Source organism: Hymenobacter coccineus (assembly GCF_001816125.1).
Classification (GTDB): domain Bacteria; phylum Bacteroidota; class Bacteroidia; order Cytophagales; family Hymenobacteraceae; genus Hymenobacter; species Hymenobacter coccineus.
The window spans coordinates 28,712-52,691 of record NZ_MDZA01000459.1; the positions used below are offsets into that span (position 1 = coordinate 28,712).

At 65.9% G+C, this 23,980-nt stretch carries 17 protein-coding genes and 1 riboswitch; of the genes, 5 read left to right on the forward strand and 12 right to left on the reverse strand.

What is annotated here, in order from left to right:
• Positions 1-26: 26 nt before the first annotated feature.
• The 8 genes from BEN49_RS24995 to BEN49_RS25030 all read right to left on the reverse strand — a co-directional run bounded on the left by BEN49_RS24995 (position 27) and on the right by BEN49_RS25030 (position 11,225).
• Positions 27-1,436, reverse strand: coding sequence for an L-lactate MFS transporter (locus BEN49_RS24995; protein WP_083326476.1), 1,410 nt, complete (start codon positions 1,434-1,436; stop codon positions 27-29).
• A 215-nt stretch (positions 1,437-1,651) separates the two neighbouring features.
• On the reverse strand, positions 1,652-2,497 hold the full coding sequence (locus tag BEN49_RS25000) for an SDR family oxidoreductase (protein WP_070747888.1): 846 nt from the start codon (positions 2,495-2,497) through the stop codon (positions 1,652-1,654).
• Between the two features lie 183 nt (positions 2,498-2,680).
• Positions 2,681-3,463 carry an MIP/aquaporin family protein gene (locus tag BEN49_RS25005; protein ID WP_125917245.1) on the reverse strand — a complete coding sequence of 261 codons (783 nt, stop codon included), beginning with the start codon at positions 3,461-3,463 and terminating at the stop codon, positions 2,681-2,683.
• Between the two features lie 58 nt (positions 3,464-3,521).
• Positions 3,522-4,085, reverse strand: a complete 564-nt coding sequence (locus tag BEN49_RS25010; protein WP_070747820.1) for a hypothetical protein — start codon at positions 4,083-4,085, stop codon at positions 3,522-3,524.
• 87 nt (positions 4,086-4,172) lie between these two features.
• A complete protein-coding gene (locus BEN49_RS25015) occupies positions 4,173-4,646 on the reverse strand; it encodes a tetratricopeptide repeat protein (RefSeq protein ID WP_070747823.1) in 474 nt (157 codons plus the stop codon).
• 143 nt (positions 4,647-4,789) lie between these two features.
• Entirely contained in the window at positions 4,790-5,746 is a 957-nt protein-coding gene (gene metF, locus BEN49_RS25020) for a methylenetetrahydrofolate reductase [NAD(P)H] (protein ID WP_070747826.1), read from the reverse strand.
• A gap of 172 nt (positions 5,747-5,918) precedes the next feature.
• Complete coding sequence (metH, locus tag BEN49_RS25025; protein WP_070747891.1) at positions 5,919-9,530, reverse strand: methionine synthase; 3,612 nt, start codon at positions 9,528-9,530, stop codon at positions 5,919-5,921.
• 193 nt (positions 9,531-9,723) lie between these two features.
• A riboswitch (SAM riboswitch) is annotated at positions 9,724-9,832 on the reverse strand.
• A gap of 184 nt (positions 9,833-10,016) precedes the next feature.
• On the reverse strand, positions 10,017-11,225 hold the full coding sequence (locus tag BEN49_RS25030) for a molybdopterin molybdotransferase MoeA (protein ID WP_070747829.1): 1,209 nt from the start codon (positions 11,223-11,225) through the stop codon (positions 10,017-10,019).
• A gap of 190 nt (positions 11,226-11,415) precedes the next feature.
• On the opposite strand from BEN49_RS25030, the gene moaC reads away from it, so the two are divergent.
• Both moaC and BEN49_RS29055 read left to right on the forward strand, forming a co-directional pair.
• The gene (gene moaC, locus BEN49_RS25035) at positions 11,416-11,907 is read left to right on the forward strand and encodes a cyclic pyranopterin monophosphate synthase MoaC (protein ID WP_070747832.1); all 492 of its coding nucleotides are present in this window, start codon (positions 11,416-11,418) and stop codon (positions 11,905-11,907) included.
• Positions 11,908-11,912: 5 nt separating this feature from the next.
• Positions 11,913-13,106: an NTP transferase domain-containing protein gene (locus BEN49_RS29055; protein ID WP_204376202.1), complete on the forward strand. Its 1,194-nt coding sequence runs from the start codon at positions 11,913-11,915 to the stop codon at positions 13,104-13,106.
• A gap of 74 nt (positions 13,107-13,180) precedes the next feature.
• On the opposite strand, the gene BEN49_RS25045 is transcribed toward BEN49_RS29055, so the two are convergent.
• Together BEN49_RS25045 and BEN49_RS25050 are read right to left on the reverse strand one after the other, a co-directional pair.
• Positions 13,181-13,603: a molybdenum cofactor biosynthesis protein MoaE gene (locus BEN49_RS25045; RefSeq protein WP_070747836.1), complete on the reverse strand. Its 423-nt coding sequence runs from the start codon at positions 13,601-13,603 to the stop codon at positions 13,181-13,183.
• Positions 13,604-13,697: 94 nt separating this feature from the next.
• The gene (locus BEN49_RS25050) at positions 13,698-13,940 is read right to left on the reverse strand and encodes a MoaD/ThiS family protein (RefSeq protein WP_070747839.1); all 243 of its coding nucleotides are present in this window, start codon (positions 13,938-13,940) and stop codon (positions 13,698-13,700) included.
• Between the two features lie 136 nt (positions 13,941-14,076).
• On the opposite strand from BEN49_RS25050, the gene moaA reads away from it, so the two are divergent.
• The gene (gene moaA / locus BEN49_RS25055; RefSeq protein ID WP_070747842.1) at positions 14,077-15,117 is read left to right on the forward strand and encodes a GTP 3',8-cyclase MoaA; all 1,041 of its coding nucleotides are present in this window, start codon (positions 14,077-14,079) and stop codon (positions 15,115-15,117) included.
• A gap of 157 nt (positions 15,118-15,274) precedes the next feature.
• On the opposite strand, the gene BEN49_RS25060 is transcribed toward moaA, so the two are convergent.
• Positions 15,275-15,658 carry a DUF3037 domain-containing protein gene (locus BEN49_RS25060; protein ID WP_070747845.1) on the reverse strand — a complete coding sequence of 128 codons (384 nt, stop codon included), beginning with the start codon at positions 15,656-15,658 and terminating at the stop codon, positions 15,275-15,277.
• Positions 15,636-16,430, reverse strand: a complete 795-nt coding sequence (locus BEN49_RS25065; protein WP_070747848.1) for a HipA family kinase — start codon at positions 16,428-16,430, stop codon at positions 15,636-15,638. Before BEN49_RS25065 ends, BEN49_RS25060 begins: the two co-directional genes overlap by 23 nt.
• 342 nt (positions 16,431-16,772) lie before the next feature.
• On the opposite strand from BEN49_RS25065, the gene BEN49_RS25070 reads away from it, so the two are divergent.
• Both BEN49_RS25070 and BEN49_RS25075 read left to right on the forward strand, forming a co-directional pair.
• Positions 16,773-17,951 (forward strand): MFS transporter, encoded by a 1,179-nt coding sequence (locus BEN49_RS25070; RefSeq protein WP_083326480.1) that lies wholly within the window; start codon positions 16,773-16,775, stop codon positions 17,949-17,951.
• Between the two features lie 174 nt (positions 17,952-18,125).
• The gene (locus tag BEN49_RS25075) at positions 18,126-23,864 is read left to right on the forward strand and encodes an FG-GAP-like repeat-containing protein (RefSeq protein ID WP_070747854.1); all 5,739 of its coding nucleotides are present in this window, start codon (positions 18,126-18,128) and stop codon (positions 23,862-23,864) included.
• The last annotated feature ends 116 nt before the right edge of the window (positions 23,865-23,980 follow it).

Consider the following 23,980-nt stretch of genomic DNA (forward strand, 5'->3'; position numbering starts at 1 on the left):
ACGATTTGTAAGTGAGGAATTGCCGCCTAGTGGCCGCCGGCTTCGACGGTGACGGGGCCCTTTTCTTGGTACTTTTCGTTGACGGCGGTAATGGCCAAGTCGGCCAGCAGGCCCACTACCAGCAGGCCCGCCATGGTGTAAAACACGTTCTGGTAGGCCGCCGCGCCGGTCAGGCCCTGCTCCTTGGCACGGTCGTGCAGCTGGTGCACAATCAGGGGCCCCAGCACGCCGGCCGTGCTCCAGGCCGTGAGCAAGCGGCCGTGGATGGCCCCCACTTGGTACTTGCCGAACAGGTCGGACAAGAACGCCGGGGCCGTGGCAAAGCCGCCGCCGTACATGCTCACAATCACGCAAGCCGCAATTACATAGAAGGTTAGCTGGAGGTTGCGCCCCAGCGTGGGCACCAGGGCGTAGAGCAGAATGCCGAGGCCAAAGTAAATGGCGTAGGTGGTTTTGCGGCCCAGCTTATCGGAGGCCGACGACCAGAAGAAGCGCCCAAGCAGGTTGAACAGGCTGAGCAGCCCCACGAAGCCCGCGGCGGCGGCGGCCGTTACGCCCAGCCCCGCGCCCATGGCCTTGTCCGAAAACGTGTCCTGGATGAGCGGCGAGGCCGTTTCGAGCAGGCCAATGCCGGCCGTTACGTTGGTGAGCAGCACCACCCACAGCAGCCAGAACTGCGGCGTTTTGATGGCATTATCGGCCGATACGTTGCCGGTGGTGATAAGGGCGCTGTGTTCCTCGTTGGGCACGTAGCCGGCGGGCTTCCAGTCGTCGGCGGGCACCCGGATGGTCCAGACGCCGAACTGCATGAACAGGAAGTAGATGATGCCCAGGGTGATGAAGGTGGGCGCCACGCCCTGCGGGGCCGAGCCTTTGAAGTACGTCATCAGCGCCACCGAGAGGGGCGAGGCAATCATGGCACCGCCGCCGAAGCCCATGATGGCCATGCCCGTGGCTACGCCCTTGCGGTCGGGGAACCACTTGATGAGCGTGCTCACCGGCGAGATGTAGCCAATGCCCAGCCCGATGCCGCCCACGAAGCCGTAGCCGAAATACACCAGCCAGATGTTGTGCATGCTGATGCCCAGCGACGCAATGAGGAAACCGCCGCCGAAGCAGAGCGCGGCGGCCAGCATGGCCTTGCGGGGCCCCACACGCTCCAGCCACTTGCCAAATAAGGCGGCCGACAAGCCCAGCAGCACAATGGCGATGGAAAACGTGATACCGATTTGAGTGGGCGTCCAGTCCAGGGCGTCGGGCTTGGCCGGGTCGCCGCTGATGAGCGAGCCCAGGGGCTTGTTGAACACGCTGAAGGCGTAGGCCTGCCCAATGGCCAGGTGAATGGCCAGGGCCGCCGGGGGCACCAGCCAGCGGTTGTAGCCGGGGCCCGCAATGGTGCGGCTCCGGTCGAGGAATGAGGTCGAAGTATCGGCCATGAAGGAGGGGAAGAGAGGGTGGGAAAAAGAATAGTCCGGCCAAACGGGGCCCGGAGGCTCAACAGTTCGCAGGAAGAAAGGTAGGTGGGTTTCCGGGCTTTTGGCCTTTGGCAGCCAGGAAATTTGCTAATTAACTATAGCTGCGCGGGGCGCCAACGAAAAGCCGGGCCGCCCGCCCCGCGGGGCAAGCGGCCCGGCCCGGGGCCCCGGGGGCCCTACTCGTCGCTGCTGAGCTTGCCGCCCGTAACGTGCACGAGGCTGCCGGTCATGAAGGAACCGTCTTCCGAGGCCAGCAGCACGTAGGCCGGGGCCAACTCGTCGGGCTGGCCGGGGCGCTTAAGGGCCACTTCGTGGCCGAACTTTTCAATCTCGTCCAGCGGCATGGTGCCGGGAATGTTGGGCGTCCAGACCGGGCCGGGCACCACGGCGTTTACCCGGATGCCGCGCTCGCCCAGGTACAGAGCCAGCGACTTGGTGAGGGCGTGGATGCCAGCCTTCGAGGAGGCGTAATCCACTAGCAACGGAATGCCCACGATGCCCACGATGCTGCCCGTGTTCACAATGGCGTCGCCCTGGGTGAGGTGCGGAATGGCAGCCTGCGCCATCCAGATGTAGCCTAAGATATTGGTATCGAACGTGCGGCGGATTTGCTCTTCCGGGATGTCCTCAAACTTTTCCTGCGCCTGCTGGTAGGCGGCGTTGTTCACCAGCACGTTCAGCCGGCCGAACTCCTGCAAAGTGCGGCGCACGGCCTGCTTGCACTGCTCGGGGTCGCGCACGTCGAGCTGCAGCACCAGGCAGCGGCGCTTTTCGGCTTCCACCATGGCCTTGGTCTGGTTGGCATCCTCCAGGTTTTCGTTGAACACGATGGTCACATGGGCCCCTTCCTTGGCAAAGGCCACGGCCACGGCCCGGCCAATGCCCGAATCGGCCCCGGTGATGAGGGCAATTTTGTCCTGGAGCTTGCCGGCGGCGCGGTAGGCACGCAGGTCCGACTGCGGCTGCATCTTCATGTCGGCCTGCTTGCCGGGGTAGGGAATCTTTTCGGCCACGGCCTTCATGTCCTGGGCCGTGGGGCGCTCGGGGGCTTTGGAAGGGGCGGGCTTTTTGGGCTTAGGGGCGTCGGTGGGGCCCTTGGGAACGGTGGCGGTGGGTTTCTTGGAAGGCATGGCGCAAATGAAGAGTGGGCCTTGGCTGTACGCAAGAATGCCCCTGATGGCTACGCCGGGGCCCCTGCCGGGGCCCTAAGCCGTAGCGTCGGGGTACAGGGGCGGGCGCTCGGGTAGGGCCTTGCGGGCCCGGTAGCGGCCGAAGAGCACGGCCGCGGCCCACATGGCCAGCAGGGGCCCCACGAAATACACCCACAGCCCCGGGGCCAGCTGCGCGGCCGCCGCCGTGCCCGTGGAGCGGGCCGGGTTCAGGCTCATGCCCGATACGGGCGACTCGAACACGATGAAAACGGCCAGCATCAGCCCCGACAGGGCCCCCGCCCAGGTCTTGAATTGCGCCGAGTGCAGCGCCCGCAGCAGCACCAGCATGAACACCGCCGAAATGCCGATTTCGGCGAGCAGCGCCCACAGCCAGCCGTAGTCGCCCTCCATGGGCCGGGTGGTGTTGTAGTGAATGGCGGGGTAGCCAAACCACGGCTCCAACAGGTTGAACATGAGGAAGCCCGCCCCCAAGGCCCCCGCAAACTGAAACGCCACGTACCACACCGCATCGGCGGTGCGGATGTGGCCGAGCTGCCAGAAGCCAAGCGTCACGGCCGGGTTGAAGTGGGCCCCCGAGCGCTTGCCCCAGGGCGAGTAGGCCATGGCCATAATCAGCGCCGCGATGACCAAGGCCAGCCCCACGCGCTGCACCATTTCGCTGGGCCCCAGCGTGCGGGCCACTGCCGAATCGGGGTGGTGAAACACGACGGCCGTGGCGCTCGATATAATCAGAAAAGCGGCGGGTCCCGCGGCTTCTACTAGGTAATGGGGCCAGTGGCGGCGCAACGCCGGAAGCAGTTTAGAAGCAAAACTCATGGGCAAAGCGCGTTGGTAGAGGTTCTATCAACACCAAAAAGCCCGCGGGGGTTGAAAATCAGCGGCGAGCGGCGGCCGCGGGGTCGCGGGTGGCGGCGCGCAGCTCGGTGGCGGTGTGGCCGGCTTGCAGGGCCACAAATTCGGCCTGCCAGGCGCGTACGCGCAGCTCGTCGCGGGCGGGCAAATCAAGGCGCACGCGGGCCAGGGCGGCGTTCACGTCGGCGTACACGGCGCGGGCGTAGTCCCAGTCGCGGGCGGTCCAGGCCTGGCGGCGGGCCCGCGTTTGCCGGAGCAGCTGCTGGTAGGGCCCCCCGATGGTGGCCGGCATCATGGCGTCGAGGTGCCCGGCGTAGGGCCCCAGCAGGTTGGCGGCGAAGATTTTTTTGCGGGCCGGGCTAAGGGGCTCGGCGCGGCGGGCGCGGTTGGCGGCGTCGTACTGGGCCGTTTGGCGGCCCACGCGGGCCAGCACCTTGCCGCCCTTGCGGGCCAGCGTATCCAGCTTGCGCGACTGCTCGCGCACCGCCGTCTGGCGCTCGCGCGGGGTCGAGTCGCAGGCCGTCAGCAGGCCGGCCAGGGCCCCCAGCGCCAGCGCATGGGTCGAGAGCGAAAAGAACGTTTTCATATTCGAAATGTAGGTTTTTAGTTGCTAGTTATCAGTTGCTAGCAACGGACAACGGACAACTGACAAAGAGCGAAGAACAATTAGCAATTAAAAGCCGCCGTCTTCCAGTTGCTCGCGCAGGGCCAGCTGCTGCTCGCGCAGGCCGGGCAGGTGCGGGCACAGCGCCTCCAGCTGCTTGAGGGTGCGTAGGGCCCGGCGCGGGTCGGCCAGCTGCCGCAAGATGGCCGCCTGGCCCCACAGGGCCCCAAAGTGCCGGGGCTCGCGGCGCAGGGTTTCGGCAATGTCGGCGAGCGAGGCGCGGTAGTCGCCGCGCTGGTAGTAGGCGGTGGCGCGCTTATTCCAGCCCTCGGCCAAGTGCGGGGCGGCAGCAATCAGCGCGTCAAACACGCCAATGGCACGGGTGAAATCGGCGGCTTGCAGGGCCCGCATGCCGTCCTCCAGCTGCTTGTCGAGGGCGTCGTCGCCGGTCGTCAGCCACACCTGCCAGATGCCGTTTTGCAGGGCCTCAATCTCGGCCGGCGCCGTAGCGGTGCGGAGCTGGGCAAAGAGGTCGTTTAACATTTATCAATTAACATTTAACAAGCTGGTGGCACCCGGCCGGCAAGGGCGGGACGCGCCGAAATTAGCGAGGCAAGTACGTGCAGCGAACAGCTTCGCCCAAGATAGTACGGATGTTAAATGTTAATTGATAACTGTTAAATGACTCAAAACAGCTCCTTGGCCACTTTGCGGATGCTCTCGGCCTTGCCCATCGAGTAGTAGTGCAGGCAGGGCACGCCGTGGGCCATCAGCTCGCGGCTTTGGTTGAGGCACCACTCGATGCCCACGGCGCGGGCGGCCTCGTTGTCGCGGCACTGGCTCACGGCCTCCACCAGGGCCTCGGGCAGGTTGAGGAAGAAGGTGCGCGGCAGCATGGTGAGCTGCGCCTTCGTCGTTAAGGGCTTGAGGCCGGGGATGATGGGCACGGTGATGCCCGCCTCGCGGCAGCGGCGCTCGTAGTCGAAAAACTGCTCGTTGTCGAAAAACATCTGCGTCACGATGTAGTCGGCCCCGCGGTCCACCTTGTGCTTGAGGTAGCGGATGTCGGCCCCGGAGTTGGGGGCCTCAAAGTGCTTTTCGGGGTAGCCGGCCGTGCCGATGCAGAAGTCGGTGGCCCAGGTATCGTCCTGGGCCTCGTCCAGGTACTCGCCCTTGTTGAGGTCGGCCAGCTGGCCGATGAGGTCGCAGGCGTAAGCGTGGCCGTCGGGCTCGGGCTTGAACACGCCGTCCGACTTGATGGGGTCGCCGCGCAGGGCCAGCACCGAGTCGATGCCCAGGAAGTGCAAGTCAATCAGCGCGTTCTCCGTTTCTTCCTTCGTGAAGCCGCCGCAGATGAGGTGCGGCACGGTGTCCACGTCGAAGCGGTTTTTGATGGCCGCGCAGATGCCCACCGTGCCCGGCCGGCGGCGCACGGTTTTCTTCTCCAGCAAGCCGTTGGGGTGCTGACGGTACACGTACTCCTCGCGGTGGTAGGTCACGTCGATGAACGGCGGTTTGAATTCCATCAGCGGCTCGATGTTGGAGAACAGCGTGCGGATGTTTTCGCCCTTTTTGGGCGGCAGCACTTCGAAGGAAAACAGCGTTTTGCCGTTGGCCTGGGCCAAGTGGTCGGTAACTTTCATGGGAAGGGGTGAGCGGGGCGGGCTGCCGGCTTTTTCGCCGGCTGTCCGCTAATCGTAGAAGAAAATTTGGGGCCCCAGCTGCTAACTGTTGCGGCCTTTGGGTGCGCCTTGGGGTCCTGGGGGTTACCGGGCAGCCGGCGAAAAAGCCGGAAGCCCGGGCCGGGCGGCGGTGCTACTTTGGCTCGTAGTTCAGGTTCGGCATCAGCCAGCGCTCCAGCTCGGGCAGGGCCATGCCCTTGCGCTGGGCCATGTCCACTACTTGGTCGCGACCTATTTTGCCGAGGCCGAAGTAGCGCGAGTCGGGGTGGGCGTAGTACATGCCACTGACGGCCGCTGTGGGATACATGGCCAGGTTCTCGGTGAGGGTGATGCCGGTTTGCCGCTCGGCATCAAGCAGTTCGAAGAGGGTGATTTTCTCGGTGTGGTCGGGGCAGCCGGGGTAGCCGGGGGCCGGGCGCACGCCCTGGTACTTCTCCTGGATGAGGTCGTCGCCGGTCAGCTTCTCGTCGGCCGCATAGCCCCAAAACTCCTCGCGCACGCGCTGGTGCAAGCGCTCGGCGAAGGCCTCGGCCAGGCGGTCGGCTAGGGCCTTCACCATGATGCTGGAGTAGTCGTCGTGGTCTTTCTCGAAGGCCTCCACCAGCTTCTCGATGCCGATGCCGGTCGTCACGGCAAAGCCGCCCATGTAATCGGCGCGGCCACTGTCTTTAGGCGCCAGGAAGTCGGAAAAGGCGATGTTGGGCACGCCGGGGCCCTTCTCGCCCTGCTGGCGCAGGGTGAAGAACTCGGCCACGGGGGCCCCGCGCTCGTCGTCGGCGTACAGCTCGATGGTGTCGTGGCCCACCGTGTTGGCCGGCCAGAAGCCCACCACGGCGCGGGCCGTGAGCAGCTTCTCGTCCACAATCTTCTTCAGCATGGCCTGCGCATCCTCAAACAGCTTGGTGGCCGCCTCGCCCAGGTTCTCGTCGGTGAGGATGCGCGGGTAACGCCCCTTCAGTTCCCAGGTGTGGAAGAAGGGTGTCCAGTCGATGTATTGCGCCAGCTCGGCCAGGTCGTAGTTGTCGAACGCCTTGGTACCCAAAAACGTGGGCTTGGTAATGGGGGCCCCGGCCCAATCGATTTTCACGCCGTTGGCGCGCGCGGTCTCGATGGTCTGGTAGTTTTTGTCGCGCTGGCGGCCGGCGTAGTCGGTGCGCAGGGCGGCGTAGTCGTCGGCCACGGTTTGGGCGTAGGCCGTTTCGCCCGAGCCCAGCAGGCCCGCAGCCACGCCCACGCTGCGCGAGGCGTCGTTGACGTGCACCACGGGCCCGTCGTAGGCCGGCGCAATTTTTACGGCCGTGTGCAGGCGCGACGTGGTAGCGCCGCCGATGAGCAGCGGCACCTTCAGGCCGCGCTTTTTCATGGCCTGGGCCACGTACACCATCTCATCCAGCGAGGGCGTAATGAGGCCCGAAAGGCCGATGATATCGGCGCCCTGCGCCACGGCCTCGTCCAGAATCCGCTCCAGCGGCACCATCACGCCCAGGTCCACGATGTCGAAGTTGTTGCAGGCCAGCACCACGCCCACGATGTTCTTGCCAATATCGTGCACGTCACCCTTCACCGTAGCCAGCAAGATCTTACCAGCCGTTTGGCGGTCGCCGCTCTGCTTATCGGCCAGCAGGTAGGGCTCCAAATACGCCACCGCTTTCTTCATCACGCGGGCCGATTTCACCACCTGGGGCAGGAACATTTTGCCGGCCCCGAACAGGTCGCCCACCACGTTCATGCCGCTCATCAGGGGCCCCTCAATCACGTCGAGCGGCCGGGCTACTTGCTGGCGCACCTCTTCGGTGTCCTGGTCGATGAACTCGGTGATGCCTTTGATGAGGGCGTGTTGCAGGCGCTCTTGCACCGGCAGGGCGCGCCAGGCGTCGGCCACCACCTCGGTTTTGTCCTTCTTCTTAACGGTTTCGGCGAAGTCCACCAGCCGCTCGGTGGCGTCGGCGCGGCGGTTCAGCAGCACGTCTTCCACCAGCTCCATCAGGTCCTTGGGCACGTCGTCGTACACGGCCAGCTGGCTGGGGTTCACAATGCCCATGTCGAGCCCGGCGCGGATGGCGTGCAGCAAAAACGACGAGTGAATGGCCTCGCGCACCACGTCGTTGCCCCGGAACGAGAACGAGATGTTGCTCACGCCGCCGCTCGTTAGGGCCCCCGGCAGGGTGGCCTTAATCCAGCGCACGGCCTCGATGAAGTCGAGCGCGTAGGTGCGGTGCTCCTCCATGCCCGTGCCCACGATGAGGATGTTGGCATCGAAGATGATGTCCTCGGCCGGGAAGCCGATGTCCATCAGCAGGTCGTAGCTGCGCTGGCAGATGATTTTGCGGCGCTCCAGCGTGTCGGCTTGGCCGTCTTCGTCGAAGGCCATCACCACCATGGCCGCGCCGTACTGGCGCACGGTGCGGGCGCGCTGCAAAAACACTTCCTCGCCCTCTTTCAGCGAAATCGAGTTCACAATGCTCTTGCCCTGCACGCACTTCAGGCCGGCTTCGAGCACGCTCCACTTCGAGGAGTCGATCATCAGCGGCACCCGCGAAATGTCGGGCTCCGAAGCGATTAGGTTCAGGAATGTGGTCATGGCCTGCTCCGAATCGAGCATGCCCTCGTCCATGTTCACGTCGATGACCTGGGCCCCGCCCTCCACTTGGGCGCGGGCCACGGCCAGCGCCTCCTCGTAGGCCCCCGTGCGGATGAGGCGGGCGAAGGCGCGCGAGCCGGTCACGTTGCACCGCTCGCCCACGTTCACAAACAGGCTGTTGTGCGTGATGCCGAACGGCTCCAGGCCGCTCAGGCGGGTGGCCGGGGCCACTTCGGGCAGCGGGCGCGGCTTGTACTGCCGGGCCAGGCGGCTCAGCTCGGCAATGTGCTGGGGCGTGGTGCCGCAGCAGCCGCCCACCACCGTCACGATGCCTTCCTTGAGGTAGTCCTCCACCAGGGCCGCGAATTCCTGCGCCGACTCATCGTAGCCACCGAAAGCGTTGGGCAAGCCCGCGTTGGGGTAGGCCGAAATGTGCACGTCGGAAATGCGGCTCAGCTCCTCCACGTACTGCTTGAGCTGGTTGGCCCCGAGGGCGCAGTTCAGGCCCACGCTCAGCAGCGGCAGGTGACGGATGGAGTTCCAAAACGCCTCCACTGTTTGGCCCGACAGCGTGCGGCCCGAGGCGTCGGTGATGGTGCCCGAAATCATAATCGGCACCTGGCGCCCGCCGTCGTCGAAAAACTTCTGCACCGCATAAAGGGCAGCCTTGGCGTTCAGCGTATCGAAAATCGTTTCGATGAGCAGCGTGTCCACGCCGCCGTCCACCAGCCCGCGCACCTGCTCCAGGTAAGCCGTAGCCAACTCGTCGAAGGTCACGGCGCGGAAACCGGGGCGGTTCACGTCGGGCGAGAGCGAGGCGGTGCGGTTGGTGGGCCCCACGGCCCCGGCCACGAAGCGCGGCTTGTCGGGCGTCGAGTATTCGTCGGCCGCGTCGCGGGCCAGGCGCGCCGATTCGTAATTCAGCTCGTACACCACGTGCTCCAAGCCGTAGTCGGCCTGGGCGATGGTGGTGCCCGAAAACGTATTGGTTTCCACCATGTCGGCCCCGGCGGCGAAGTACTCGGCGTGAATGCCGCGAATAATGTCGGGCCGCGTCAGGCTCAGCAAGTCGTTGTTGCCGCGCAGGGGCTTGGGGTGGTCGGCAAAGCGGGGGCCCCGGAAGTCCTCCTCCGTGAGTGGGTGGCGCTGAATCATGGTGCCCATGGCCCCGTCCAGAATCAGCAGGCGCTGACGAAGAATCTCTGGCAGTGGGCTGGTGCTGGGGGCGTCGGCCACAGTAATTTCAGGGGCAGCAAGGGTAGGGGAGGAAGCGAAACCGGACATTCTTAACCAGATAAAAGCGGCGAATAAGCGCGCCTATCCAGAAAGAACCCGCTCCTGGTGGGAGCGGTTCCGGCTGTCATCTTCTTCAGCCAAACGCATTGGCAGAACGGGAGTTGGCACCTACTCAAAGCAGGTTGCCAAGACGTCACAGGGCCCAGTCCCTCGGTCTTTCTGGATAGCAGCTACTGCGAAGATACGCACGGGAAGGAAGTAATGGCCGGGCCGGGCTGCCGGCTTTTCGCCGGCTGCCCGGTAATCCCCAGGGCCCCCAGGCGTACCCGAATAACCGCAACACGACCGTAACGATTACCGGGCAGCGCGAAAGCCGGCAGCCGGCCCGACTGCTTTCCCTAGGGCCCCCCGCCGCTACAGCGGCCAAGCCGGCCACACGGTGCCAGGAGCAAATTCCGTCAGCTCCGCCGGCAGCTCCAGAAACGCATCGGCCCCGAGCAGGCCGGCCAAGTCGCCTGAGCCGCCCACGACCACTGGCGTGGCGCGGCGCACGCCCTGCGCATCCACGGCAATTTGCACGGGCAGCAGGTGCGTCAGCGCGGGTCGGAATTGCGCCGCGGCCGTGAGCGCAGCTGGGGTGGGCTCTGGGGCCCCGGCGGCCGGCTGTTGGAGGGCTAGCAGCCACGGACGCGCGTAGCGGGCGGCCGTCAGCAGCGTCGACACTGGGTTGCCGGGCAGGCCGAATACCACGGGGCCCCCGTCGGCCCGGGCCCCAAACCACATGGGCTTGCCGGGGCGCTGGTTCACTTCGTGGAAAATTTCCACCACGCCCAACTCGCGCAGCAGCCCGGGCAGGTGGTCGGCGCGGCCCTTGCTCACGGCCCCGCTCAGCACCACGGCGTCGAAGCCGGCGGCGAGGATATTCGTGAGGCCCTGGCGCAGCGTGGGCAGGTCGTCGGGGAGGTGAAACAGGTGCACATCAGCCCCGGCGGGGGCCAGCAGGGCCTGCACGGCGTAGGCGTTGGAGCGCCGAATCTGGTGAGGCAGGGGCGTGGCGGCCACGTCCACCAGCTCGTCGCCGGTGCTCACCACCGCCACCCGGGCCAGGCGCGTCACGCGCACTTCGGCAGCGCCCACAGTGGCGGCCACGGCCAGCGCGGCAGGCGTGAGGCGAGTGCCTGCGGGCAGCAACAGGTCGCCGCGGCGGCGGTCGGTGGCTTGGGTGTGGATGTTCACGCCGGGCCGGGCGGCCGGTGGAATATTGATGGTAGCCTGCTGGTTATCAATGGTGATATCCTCGTAGCGCACCACCGCGTCGGCCCCGGGGGGCAGCACGGCGCCGGTCATCACCTCCACGGCCACGCCCGGGCCAGGCAGCGGTAGCGCGGGGGCCCCGGCAAACTGCGCGTGCGCGATGGGAAACACCGTTTGGCCGCCGGCCCAGGCGGCGTAGGCCACGGCAATGCCGTCCATTGCCACCCGGTCGAAGGGCGGGAAGTCGCGGTCGGCGGCCAGGTCTTCGGCCAGGAGGCGGCCGGCGGCTTCGGGCAGGGGCAGGGTTTCGGAGGGCAGCGGGTGGGCGGTGGCCAGCACGCGGGCGTAGGCTTCGGCAACGGAAATCATAGCTAGTTGTCTGTTGTTTGTTGTCGGTTGTTAGGCGACCAGCACGCAGGATGTGCTTGGCCCGCAAAGGTGGCCTGGTCGCACCTTTGCGGCCACCAACTGCCGAAGCAACGGGCGGAACGTATACGGTTCCACTGGCTCCCCGCCACTCTTGCCCTAACAACTGACAATAAATAACTGACAACTAGCTATGCTGTCTGATAAATTCACCCACGTCAACGCTGCCAACCAGCCCACGATGGTCGACGTGGGCCAGAAAGCGCCCACCCGTCGCCTGGCCCGCGCCCACTGCCGCGTGGTGCTGGGCGCCGAGCTGCTGGGCCGCGTGCGGGCCGGCGAGCTGCCCAGCCACAAGGGCCCCGTCATTCACACGGCCATCCTGGCGGGCATCATGGGGGCCAAAAAGACGGCCGACCTCATTCCGCTCTGCCACCCGCTGGGCCTGGATGATTGCCAAATCACCATCGAGCCCGACGGCCCCGATGCCCTGCGCGTAGTGTGCACGGCCGTCGTCACGGGCCGCACCGGCGTCGAAATGGAGGCCCTGACCGGCGCCAGCGTGGCCGCCCTCACCATCTACGACATGTGCAAGGCTTTCTCGCACGACATCACCATCACGGGCGTGCAGCTGATTGAAAAAACCGGCGGCAAGCGCGACTTTTTGCGGCCCGAAAAATCGTAATCCTCATGGAAAACCAACCTGATAACGCCCCGAAACGTGCCAAGCACGCCGCCCTGGCCCGGCCCGACGTGGGCGAATTTGGCCGCCACGAGCTGGCCATCCTGGGGGCCCCGTGCAGCGACATCCAGGCCTTGGTGGCGCGGCTGCTGCCCCACCTGGCCCCGGCCCTGCGCGTGGCCTACGTCGATGCCGACCACGCCGCCGACGACGCCGCCCTGGGGGCCCCCGCGCCCACTAAGCTGGTGCCAGCCGTTGGTGAAAGTGGCCTGTCGGCTGAGCTGGTAGATAAAATCACGTACCGCCAACTGAATACCGTCCGCGCCCTTGACAAATTCTCGCAGCCCGAACTGCTGGCCCACGAAAGCGTGGTGCTAGTGAACGGCAACCACTTCCGCGCCCGCCAGCAAGTCGTCATCGTCGACCCGCGCAAGCCGCTGGATAAGAAGCTCGACCGCCTCACCGACGTGCGCCTCGTGCTGCTGGCTGCCGGCCAAACCGAGCTGCCGCCAGTGCTGCTGGCGCACCTGGCGGGGGGGCCACTGCCGCCCGTGCTGCCCCTGGCCGATGCGGCCGGCATCGCTGTGTTCATCCAAAAATGGTACGCCGCCGCCGTGCCCATGCTGCGCGGCCTGGTGCTGGCTGGCGGCCGCAGCGAGCGGATGCGCACCGACAAAGGGGCCCTGCGCTACCACGGCGCCGCCGACCAGCGCCAGCACACCGCCGCGCTGCTGGGCGAGTTTTGCGCCGATGTGCGCGTGTCCGTCCGCCCCGACCAGGCCGATGAACTGCCCGCCGGCCTCGTGCCGCTGCCCGATACCTTCGCCGGCCTGGGGCCACTGGGCGGCCTGCTAAGCGCCTTCCGCGCCGACCCCAACGCCGCCTGGTTGGTGCTGGCCTGCGACCTGCCGCTGCTCACCCGCACCACGCTGGAGTTTCTGGTGAATAACCGCCAGCCCGGCCGCTTTGCCACCGCCCTGCAAAGCCCCTGGAACGACTTCCCCGAGCCGCTCGTCACCATCTGGGAACCCAGGGCCTACGGCGAGTTGCTGCGCTTCCTCAGCCTCGGCTACTCGTGCCCGCGCAAGGCCCTCATCAACTCCGATACCGCCGTGCTGGCCCCACCAGTACCCGATGAATTGCGCAACGTGAACACCCCTGAGGAGCGCGCCGAAGTGGAAACAGTGCTGAGGGGAAATTAAGAAGAGTACCTAAAAAAGGCTGTGCAGAGCGTAGCTCCAGCACGGCCTTTTTTTAGGTCCAAATCAACGGGGCCCTACGGATGCGCCGCCACCCACTCGGTGCCGTCCTCGTATTCCTCGCGCTTCCAGATGGTTACGACCTGCTTGAGCGTATCGATGATGAACTGGCAGGCGGCGAAGCTCTCAGCCCGGTGGGGCGTGGCCACGGCCACTACCACGGCCACGTCGCCGAGGTTCAGGGTGCCTTTGCGGTGCACCACGGCTACTTCTTGCAGCATGGGCCACTTTTCGTAAGCTTGGGCTACCACGTGGCCCAGCTGCGTGAGGGCCATGCTGTCGTACGACTCGTAGTGCAGGCGGCGCACCCGGCGGCCCCCGCTCTGGTTGCGCACCGTGCCGATGAAAGAATTGACGGCCCCCGCGGCGTCGGTTTGCACGGCGGCCAGGGCCGCGGCCACGTCGATGGGTTGGTCGGTAATGGAAAGGTGGGGCGTCATTTTTTAGTTGTCAGTTAACAGTGGGTAGTTAACGGGTTGGATAAAAACGATTCAATCACTGTTAACTGCTCACTGTTAACTGATAACTGAAACACTACCCGCCAGCCACGGGCGGAATCAGTGCGATTTCGTCGTTGGGGCCCAGGGCTTGGTCGGCGGGGGCGTACTCGTTATTCACAGCTACGGCGCAGCTGCGTAGCTGGCCCAAGGCCGGGTAGTGGGCCCGCATGTGGTCGAGCAGGGCCCCCACGGTGGCGGGGGCGGGGGTGGGCATCTCCAGCGTGGGCTGGCCCACGATGTCGCGGGTGATGCCGAAGAGAGCGATTTTCAGGGCCATAATTTTTGGTAAATTTACCCCAGGTGGAAACGCCCGCCGGGGCCATTGGTGTTACGCCCCTGAACACCGGCGGCCGATTAGAGGTTTAGCTGAACCCGCCCGCTTTACGTACGACCGGGCAAAACTGGGACTGAATATGCTGACTTCTGCGCTTTTGCCGGCCACCGCCACGCCGGCCACTACTCTTATCGACCAGCACGGCCGGCCGCTGGAGTACGTGCGCCTGGCCGTAACGGACCGCTGTAACCTGCGTTGCTTCTACTGCATGCCCGAGCAAGGCATCCAGTACATGCCCAAGCACGAGCTACTTAGCTACGAGGAAATGCTGCGCTTGGTGGGCCTGTTGGCCGGCCTGGGCGTGCGCAAAGTGCGCCTCACTGGTGGCGAGCCCTTTGTGCGGCGCGACTTGGTGCCTTTCATGGAGCGCCTGGCCGCTCTACCGGGCATCGACGACCTCAGCCTGACCACCAACGGCGTGCTGACCGCCCCCCATGTGCCGGCCCTGGCCCGCATGGGCGTCAAAGCTGTGAACCTGAGCCTGGATACGCTCGACCGGCAACGGTTTTTTGAGATTACCCGGCGCGACGAGTTGCCGCGGGTGATGGAAACCTTCCACGCGCTGCTGGAAGCCGGAATTCAGGTGAAAATCAACGCTGTGGTGATGGACGGGCGCAACATTGAGGACCTCGTGCCGCTGGCCGACCTCAGCCGCGACCTGCCCGTGGACGTGCGCTTCATCGAGGAAATGCCCTTCAACGGCGGCAGCCACGTGGCCACGCCGGCCTCGCTGCCCTGGCACCACGGCCGCATCCGCCAGCACCTGGAGGCCCATTTTGGGGCCCTCACGCCGGTAGCTACGGGCGCCGGCGCCACGGCGTCGGAGTACCGCATTGCTGGGCACCGGGGCACGGTGGGCATCATTGCAGCGTACTCGCGCACCTTCTGCGGCACCTGCAACCGCCTGCGCCTCACGGCCGAAGGCGGCATCAAAACCTGCCTCTACGACCAGGGCGTGCTTGATGTACGGGCCCTGCTGCGTGGCGGCGCCACGGATGCCGACGTGGTGGGGGCCCTGGCCAACGCCTTCCGCTACCGCGCCGCCAACGGTTTCGAAGCTGAAAGCCAGCGCCCGCTGCACCAGCTCAACTTCGAGAGCATGGCCACCATCGGCGGCTAGGACGTCCGGGCTGCCGGCTTTTGCCGGCTGCCCGGTAATCGCTGCACCGTTGCAGAACCTTTGAGGGCGCTTTTTATCGTTCGTACTGACGCAACGATTAGCGGGCAGCCGGCGAAAATCCAGCAGCCCACCCCGGCCTCATTCGGGCAGTGGGGCCCTACTCCACCAGTTGCGCGTGCAGCTGGGCCAGGGTTTCGGCGGCGTTGGCGCACAGGCCGGGGTGCACAGGCGAGGTTTGCACCACGGTGCTGCGGGTGGCGGTGAGCCAGCGAAACCGCTCGGCAATGGCGAGCTGGCCAATAGGGCCCCCGGTGGCGCGCCCCTGGCAAATGCGCTCGAAAGCGTGCAGGCGCGCCGCCAGTTCCTCCAGATCCAGAGCGGCCGAGAAGGCGCGCAAGCGGGCTTCGGGCAGCGCAAACCTAGTTTGTAAGAAGCCCTGGGCCCGGCAGTACACAACCACGCCCACGTTGAGAAATTCCTCCCGCTCCACGCGCGGCACGACGCGCAGCACGGCGTACTCAAATAAGTCCTTGGCGGGCATCGTCGGCTTCCTGAACAAAGGTGGGGGAGGCCGCCAGGCGGCTTTCGAGGAAGCGCACATAGCCGGCGCGCTGGGCTGCGGGCGGGGCGTCGTCCGTTAGCCACTCATCGGGCACCAGGGCCACCACGGCCCGGATTACCTCGGGCGTGAGGCGGACGTGGCCTTCGGCGTCGGCCGCGGCCAGCTCGGTGGCTTGGGGCAGCAGCACGTGGGTTTTGATTTGGGGGAAGGGGCGCTGGCCGCCGGGGCGCTCGGCCCAGTCGGGGCTGGTGTGGTGCACGTAGAGGGCCGCGCCGTGGTCAATTAGCCACAACTCCTTGTGCCAGAGCAGCAAGTTGGTGTTGCGCACGGTGCGGTCCACGTTCAGCGTCAGGCAATCGAGCCACACCACCAGCGAGGCCAGCTGGGGCCCCACGGGAGCCAGCAGGGGGTCGTAGGTGCTGGCTCCCGACAGGAAGTGCAGGGCCAGGTTGCGGCCGGTGCTGGCCCGCAGCAGGTCCTGGATTTCCTCGTCGGGCTCGGTGCGGCCGAAGGCTTCGTCGAGTTGGCAAAACACCAGCTCCGGCATCCGCAGGCCCAGGGTCCGGGCCAGCTCGCCCACAATCAGCTCGGCCACCAGCGCCTTCAAGCCCTGCCCCGCGCCCCGGAATTTCAGTACGTACAAAAAACCGTCGTCGGCTTCCACCAGCGCGGGCAGCGAGCCGCCCTCGCGCAGCGGCGTCACGTAGCGCGTCACGTGCACGGTGCGGAGTTCTAAAGGAAGGTTGGGCATAAACGCAAAGGGAAAACGGGGCTGCAAAGGACGCACAGATTGCCAGTTTTTGCGGGGTGCCGCGCTGCTTGGGGCCCCGGGTATCGGCGGTAGCTTGGGGGCCCCAGGCGGCGGCTGTGCCAAGTGGCCGGAGCGGCTGGGCCGGGCGCTGACCGCCACCTTAACTTGCGTCGCCGGAGCTCCAGCGGATGGCTTACAGCAGGCGCTTGCCCAAAAAACAATGGTTTGCGCTCGGCGGAAGCATAACCCTGGCGGTTATTTGAAGTTAGATGAGATTGGTTTTTAATGTACCTAGGGCCCGGTAGGGCCCCGGGCACCAGCGGCAGACAGTGTATGATAGCCTTGGATTCTTCGGTTTTAGCGGCGGCGGCGGGGTCGCGCAAAAAGCACCGGGCAGCGGTGGGGGCCCTGTTTTTTCTACTGGGGCTATGCTTCGCCACCTGGGCGTCGCGCATCCCCAGCATTCAGCAGCGCATGGGCGTGAGCGACGGGCAGCTGGGGCTGGTGCTGTTTGCCATTCCGGCGGGGCAGCTGCTGAGCCTACCGCTGGCGGGGTGGCTGGTGGCCAAGCGCGGCAGCCGGCAAGTGGTGCTGGCGGGCGTGCTGATTTACGCCGGGGCCCTGGTGGCGCTGGGCTGGGCCGCCAACCTCTACCACCTGGTGCCGCTGCTGATGCTGTTCGGGGTGGGTAGCAACCTGACCAATATTGCGGTTAATACTCAGGCCGTCAACGTGGAACGGCTCTACACCAACCCCATCATGGCTTCGTTCCACGGGCTTTGGAGCCTGGCAGGGTTTGCCGGCGCGGCCATCGGCACGGTGATGATCGGGGCCGGGGTGCTGCCGGGCTACCACTTCCTGCTCATCGCGCTGCTCATTGCCGCTGGCCTGGCCGCCAGCGCCAGCAGCGTGGTGCGCCACGACAGCGGCGTGGACCCCAACCAGCCGGCTTTCGTGCGGCCCGACGGACACCTGCTGGGCCTGGGGGCTATTGCCTTTTGCGCCCTCATTTGCGAAGGCGCCATGTTCGACTGGAGCGGCGTGTACTTCAAAAAGGTGCTGCTCGTGGACCGCAACTGGGTGGGCGCGGGCTACACGGCCTTCATGAGCACCATGGCCCTGGGCCGCTTCGGGGCCGATGGGCTGGCGGCGCGGCTGGGGGCCCGGCGCGTCATCCAAGGCAGCGGGCTGCTCACGGCCACGGGGCTGGCGCTGGCGGTGGCGTTTCCGGTGCTGCCGGTGGCGTTGCTGGGCTTCTTGCTGGTGGGCTTCGGCACGTCGTCGGTGGTGCCGTTGGTGTATAGCGCGGCGGGGCGCTCCACCACCATGTCGGCGGGCATGGCGCTGGCGGCGGTGTCCACCATCGGGTTCGTGGGCTTTTTGCTGGGGCCCCCGGTCATTGGCCTCATCGCCGGGGCCACCAGCCTGCGCGTGTCGCTGGCCCTCATTGCCGTGATGGGCCTGTGCGTGTCGGCCGTGGCCAGCCGGGTGATGAAGGCGGAAGCGCGGGTGGGCGCGTGAGGCGACAAACAACTAGCAGCCAATTAGCTGAACTGTATAATTCAGGCGCTATTAATCTTCCATTTTTTATATAAAAATAGCTAGATTAACTTTATGTTTTAGAAGAAGTGGAGGATATTCGTAGGCTGCTACGGCCGGACTGGCCGTAGCAGTACCCATCCTTTCCCTTACTTTATGAGACTAAATTCTACTGTTTTCGGCCGGCGGCTGGCCGCCGGCGCGGGCTACGCTGCGGCCCTGGGGGCCCTGCTAGTGGGCCCCGCCCAGGCGCAGGGGCCCGTCGCCACGGGCCTTACGCCGGCCCGCAACGCCGCGGCGGCCCCGCGCACCACGGCCGTCGCCGTCACCTTCAACCAAGCGCTGGCCAATAACGCCGCCACGCTGGGGGCCCTAAAAGTATTCAGCGCGCAGGCCGGCGGCAAAAAAGCCGGCACGGCCACCGTGAGCGGCAACACGCTCCGGTTCCAGCCCACCACGGCCTTCAAAGCCGGTGAAACGGTGCTGGCCACCGCCACGGCGGGGGTTCAAAGCAGCAACGGGGCCCCGGCCAGGCCGCAGGTGTTTCAGTTCACCACCGCCACTACCCCCACTACGGGCATTTTTGGCGGCGGCCCGGAATCCACCACGGGCAACGCGGAGGGCATCGCCGTGGGCGACCTCGACGGCGATGGCGACCTCGACCTGGTAGGTGGCAGCCAGGAAAGCAACGTGGGCGTCTTCCTCAACAACGGCAGCGGAACCTTTGCTGCCGGGCAGCAACTGGCCCTGGAACGCGGGGCCGTGGTGCTGGCCCTGGGCGACCTGGACAGCGACGGCGACCTCGACTTGGTATCCATCAGCCTCTACGCCTCCGTCAGGGGGGTGAGCGTGCGTCTCAACGATGGCCGGGGCGTTTTTAGCAGCAGCGCCCAGAACATCGTTGTAGGTAACAATCCTGTTGCCGTGGCTTTGGGCGACGTGGACGGCGACGGCGACCTCGATTTGGCGGTGGCGAGCACTGGCAGCAGCAGCACTTTCCAAAGCACGCAGTTCATTGGCATTCAGCTGAACAACGGCGGGGGTGCTTTCAGCCAGGGCCCCATTGTGCCCGTTCAGGCAGACCCGAAGGACGTGGCCTTGGGCGACGTGGATAACGACGGCGACCTGGATTTGGTCAGCGTTGGCCAATTCCCGTACGCGTATAGCAGCACGATGAGCACCCGCCTCAACGACGGCCAAGGGAACTTTGGGGGCGGCTTCGAAAAGGACTTGCCCAACGGAGCCAACAGAATACTACTTGGCAACCTCGATGGCGACAGCGACCTTGATGCCGTAGTGACCGAACCCAGCTACCAAGGGCTAACCGTTCAGCTGAATAACGGCAGCGGTGATTTCGCGACAACGGACCAGAGTTCAATGACGGCCAGCTCGGCTTACCCGGCCAACGGGTTTGCGCTGGGCGACATTGATGGCAATGGTGTTTTGGACCTAGTAGGGGCCAGTTTTAGCGGGGTAAACGTACGCCGGGGCTACGGCTCGGGCTTTTACCCCTTGGGCCGCGATTTGAGTGATGGCCAATCGGTGGATGCCGGCGCGGTGAGCAGCGTGGCCCTGGGCGATGTGGACGGCGACGGCGACCTGGATATTCTGGCCCTGACCTTCGGCAAAGTGAAAGTGCGCCTGAACCAGGCGCCCACCACGCCCCCCCTGCTCGTTACCAGCCTCGTGCCGGCCCGCAACGCCGTGGCCGCCCCGCGCAACACCGCCGTGTCCATAGCCTTCGACCAAAGTATCGCCAATACCGCGTCTAGCCGGGGGGCCCTGCGGGTGTTCAGCGCGCAAGCTGGTGGGCGAAAGGCCGGCGTGGTCAACACTTATGATAACGATAATCAGATCACGTTCATACCTGCTAAGGGGTTTAAAGCCGGCGAAACGGTGCTGGTAACCCTGACGGCGGGGGCACAAAGCAGCGTCGGGGCCTTCGTCAAGCCCCAGGTGTTTCAGTTTACCACCGCCACCCGCCCAACCAACGGCCTCTTCGGCGGCGGCCAGCAGTCGCCGGTAAGCAGCGACGTCAACGGCATGGCGACCGGCGACCTAAACGGCGACGGTACCCTGGACCTGGTGACGACCAATGCCCGCGGTGGCACCGCCAGCGTGCGCTTCGGCGACGGCCGCGGCGGGTTTGCCGGCGGCCAAGAGCTGCCGCTGGGGGCCGGGCCCCAGAGTGTGGTGCTGGCCGATGTGAACGGAGACGGCGCCCTCGACATCGTGGCGGTCAACGCGGGTATTGGCAGCGCCGCGGTGAGCATCCGCTACAACGACGGCCGCGGTGGTTTTCGCGGCGATAACGGCCAGAACTTGGTGGTTAGAAGCTCGCCCACGGGCGTAGCGTTGGGCGACCTCGACGGCGACGGCGACTTAGACTTGGTGGCCAGTTACTTCGACAATGGCAAGGGGGGTATAGAGGTCCGCTTCAACAATGGGGCTGGCACCTTTGGCGGCGGGACGTCGATTAACCTGCCTGTTGGGGTGTTCAGCCTGGCCCTGGGCGACTTCGATGGCGACGGTGACCTTGATCTGGTGAACGCTGACCCCACGGGCCTGAGCGTGCGCCTCAACAACGGCGCGGGCGCGTTTGGCACAGGGCAGGAAGTGCCGACGGTGGCCGGCCCCAGCAAAGTATTAATAGGCGACGTGGACGGCGACGGCGACCTCGACCTGCTGGCGGTGGAGTACCCCTACGCCGTGGGCGTGCGGCTGAACGACGGCAAGGGTAGCTTCAGCGTAGGCCAGGAAATTCAGGTAGCCGTAAGCTACGGCGATGCCCTGGCCCTAGGTGACGTGGACGGCGACGGCGACCTCGACTTGGTGACGGGCAACAACAACGGCTCCCCTAAAGCGGCGGTGCTCCTTAATAACGGGGCCGGCACCTTTGCCCCGGGCCCCGCCGCAGACACGGGCAACGGCGGCAACACCAGCCTGGTGCTGGGCGACGTGGACAACGACGGCGACCTCGACATCCTGGCTGGGGGCCTCAGCAATGGGATAGTGAGCGTCCGCCTGAACCAGCCCCCTCCCGTCCTCATCCCGCCCACCCTGGCCAGCGCCTCGCCGGCGACGGGCATAGCGGGCAGCAACGAGGTCATTACCCTCACGGGCACCAACTTCACGGCCGCGGCCAAGGTCATGTTCAATGGCACGGCGGCCACCGGCGTGGTGGTGGTATCGGCCACTGAGCTGCGCGTGACGGTGCCCGCCGGGGCCACGAGCGGCCCGGTGGTGGTCACCACCGCCGACGGGCCCAGCAACGGCCTGGCGTTCACGGTGCGGCCCGCGGGCTTTCCCCTGCTCGGCATTGCCAGCGTAGCCCCCACGCCCAACGCCAACGGGGCCCCCACGGCTACGGCGGTGGCCGTCACGTTTGCCCAGGCCCCGGCCAGAGGCTCCGGCATCGAGCAGGCGTTGCAGGTGTTCAGCCAGCAGGCGGGCGGGCGCAAAGCCGGCACGAGCCGGCTGAGCGGCAGCACTCTCACGTTCCAGCCCGCGGCGGCCTTTAAGGCTGGCGAAACGGTGCTGGCCACCGCCGTGGGTAGCCCTTCGCGGGTGTTCCAGTTCACGACGGCCACCGCGCCGACGAGCGGCATTTTCGGAGGCGGCTCCGAGGTGCCCACCGGCACCACGCTGAACGACCTGGTGACTGGCGACGTGGACGGCGACGGCGACCTGGACATTATCACCGCCAACGGCGGCAACGGCGACTTGAGTATCCGCCTGAACAAGGGCGACGGCACCTACACCAACGGCCAAAACTCGATTTCTTCGGGTGGCGTCCTTACCCGCCTCGCCTTGGGCGATGTGGACGGCGACGGTGATATAGATATACTCGTAACCAGCTACTTGCGAAAATCTGTTTCAACGAGCCAAGTGCTGGAATACTTTAACGACGGACGGGGTAATTTTACCTTTCAGGGCAATGTTTCGCTGGGGTCTGGTGTCGACCGGCTGGTGCTGGGTGATGTGGATGGCGACGGTGACCTCGACTTGTTGGCCCCCAGCATATCTGTGGATGGGAACTTTCTTCGCCTGGAAGTGAATGTGCGGCTCAACGACGGCCGCGGCAAGTTCAGCGGCAACCAGAACCTGGCCCTGGGCGCTTCGGAGCTGGCCCTGGGCGACGCGGACGGCGACGGCGACCTGGACCTGTTCACGAGCCAGTCCGATGGCCTGAGCCTGAGCCTGAACAACGGGCAAGGCATTTTCGGCGCCAGCCGGCCGCTGAATTTGGGCGCTACCACTGGCCGCATCTTGCTGGGTGACCTGAACGGCGACGGCCGCCTCGACGTAGCGAGCGGCGCTACGAGCATTGGCCTTGGCAACGGCACGGGCAACTTCGCCAGCGCCCCGGCGGCGGGGCTGGCCGCCACGGCCCTGGGTGATGTGGACGGCGACGGCGACCTAGACCTTGTGGGCCCCAGCGCAACGGGCTCAACCGTGAGCGTGCGGCTCAACAACGGCCAGGGTGGCTTCGGGGGCAGCCAGGAAGTGGCGGTGACCGGTGCCGCATCGGTGGTGGTGCTGGGCGACGTGGACAGCGACGGCGACTTGGATATCCTCGCCGGCAGTGCGGCGCGTCCTTTCGATAACAGCACCGTGAGCGTGCGCCTCAACCAGAAGCAAGCCCCCGTGCCGGCCACCTTCCGCCTGAACGCCGGCGGTGGGGCCCTGACGACCTCGCGCGGCGCCTTTGCCGCCGACCAGTATTTCGACGCGGCCAACAGCGCCGCCTTCACTTCCCCGGCCGCCATTGCCGGCACGCCTGACCCGGCCCTATACCAGACCGAGCGGTTTAGCACCCACGGCGTGCTCAGCTACGCCTTGCCCGTGGCCAACGGCAAGTACAACGTGGTGCTGCACTTCGCGGAAATCTACTGGACCAAGCCCGGCCAGCGTGTGTTCGACATCAACCTAGAAGGGGCGAAAGTGAAAAGCCTGTACGACATCGTGCAGAAAGTAGGGCCCCTAACGGCCACGACCGAAACCTTCGCCGTGACCGTGACCGATGGCGTGCTGAACCTGGACCTCACCGTGCCCTACCTGAGCGGCGGCATGGACCAGGCCAAGCTCTCGGCCCTGGAAGTGCTGCCAGCCAGCACCGACTACCGCGTGAACGCGGGCGCCGGGGCCCTGGCCACCTCGCGCGGCGCCTTTGCCGCCGACCAGTCCTTCTCGGCCGCCAGTGCCACGGCCACCACGGCGGCCGCCATTGCCGGCACGCCTGACCCGGCCCTGTACCAGACCGAGCGATACAGCACCAACGGCGTGCTCAGCTACGCCCTGCCCGTGGCCAACGGCAAGTACAACGTGGTGCTGCACTTCGCGGAAATCTACTGGACCAAGCCCGGCCAGCGCGTGTTCGATGCGGCTTTGGAGGGCACCAAGGTGCTCGACCACTACGACATCGTGCAGAAAGTAGGGCCCCTGACGGCCACGACCGAAACCTTCGCTGTGACCGTGACCGACGGCGTGCTGAACCTCGACCTGAGCGTGCCCTACCTGAGCGGCGGCATGGACCAGGCCAAGCTCTCGGCCCTGGAAGTGCTGAGCGCCAGCGGCAGCGCCGCCGTGGCCCAGGCCGCCGCCCGGCCCGGCGCGGCCAAGAAAACGAACTTCGCAGGCTCCTTGAGCGCCTACCCCAATCCGGCGCCCGAGGGCAACTTCACACTGGCCTACACGGCCGCCCAGGCCCAGACGGCAACGCTGGTGCTGAGCGACGCGCTGGGCCGCATTGTGCAGCAGCGGGCGGTGACCTTGGCCGAGGGCCCCAACCAGGTGCCAGTGCAGGCCCCGGGCTTACCCGTGGGCATTTACCAGCTAACGTTGCGCTTGGCCAACGGCCAGCACCCGAGCCAGCGCGTGGCCATCGTTCATTAACGAAGAGCGTGGTTGCGTGGGCGAGGTCGGCGCGTCAGGAAATAACAGATTCCCTGACAGCCGAACCCGCCCACGTGTAAGTTCAGCCACTAAAAAGCCCGACTCTATCGAGAGTC

What these genes read in the sequence shown, in the direction of transcription:
- BEN49_RS25060 (WP_070747845.1), bottom strand. Translation starts at nt 15,658, where the DNA reads ATGCCCGCCAAGGACTTATTTGAGTACGCCGTGCTGCGCGTCGTGCCG.
- BEN49_RS25065 (WP_070747848.1), bottom strand. Translation starts at nt 16,430, where the DNA reads ATGCCCAACCTTCCTTTAGAACTCCGCACCGTGCACGTGACGCGCTAC.
- BEN49_RS25005 (WP_125917245.1), bottom strand. Translation starts at nt 3,463, where the DNA reads ATGAGTTTTGCTTCTAAACTGCTTCCGGCGTTGCGCCGCCACTGGCCC.
- BEN49_RS24995 (WP_083326476.1), bottom strand. Translation starts at nt 1,436, where the DNA reads ATGGCCGATACTTCGACCTCATTCCTCGACCGGAGCCGCACCATTGCG.
- BEN49_RS25000 (WP_070747888.1), bottom strand. Translation starts at nt 2,497, where the DNA reads ATGAAGGCCGTGGCCGAAAAGATTCCCTACCCCGGCAAGCAGGCCGAC.
- BEN49_RS29055 (WP_204376202.1), top strand. Translation starts at nt 11,913, where the DNA reads ATGGAAAACCAACCTGATAACGCCCCGAAACGTGCCAAGCACGCCGCC.
- BEN49_RS25075 (WP_070747854.1), top strand. Translation starts at nt 18,126, where the DNA reads ATGAGACTAAATTCTACTGTTTTCGGCCGGCGGCTGGCCGCCGGCGCG.
- moaC (WP_070747832.1), top strand. Translation starts at nt 11,416, where the DNA reads ATGCTGTCTGATAAATTCACCCACGTCAACGCTGCCAACCAGCCCACG.
- metH (WP_070747891.1), bottom strand. Translation starts at nt 9,530, where the DNA reads ATGGGCACCATGATTCAGCGCCACCCACTCACGGAGGAGGACTTCCGG.
- BEN49_RS25010 (WP_070747820.1), bottom strand. Translation starts at nt 4,085, where the DNA reads ATGAAAACGTTCTTTTCGCTCTCGACCCATGCGCTGGCGCTGGGGGCC.
- BEN49_RS25015 (WP_070747823.1), bottom strand. Translation starts at nt 4,646, where the DNA reads ATGTTAAACGACCTCTTTGCCCAGCTCCGCACCGCTACGGCGCCGGCC.
- BEN49_RS25045 (WP_070747836.1), bottom strand. Translation starts at nt 13,603, where the DNA reads ATGACGCCCCACCTTTCCATTACCGACCAACCCATCGACGTGGCCGCG.
- moaA (WP_070747842.1), top strand. Translation starts at nt 14,077, where the DNA reads ATGCTGACTTCTGCGCTTTTGCCGGCCACCGCCACGCCGGCCACTACT.
- metF (WP_070747826.1), bottom strand. Translation starts at nt 5,746, where the DNA reads ATGAAAGTTACCGACCACTTGGCCCAGGCCAACGGCAAAACGCTGTTT.
- BEN49_RS25030 (WP_070747829.1), bottom strand. Translation starts at nt 11,225, where the DNA reads ATGATTTCCGTTGCCGAAGCCTACGCCCGCGTGCTGGCCACCGCCCAC.
- BEN49_RS25050 (WP_070747839.1), bottom strand. Translation starts at nt 13,940, where the DNA reads ATGGCCCTGAAAATCGCTCTCTTCGGCATCACCCGCGACATCGTGGGC.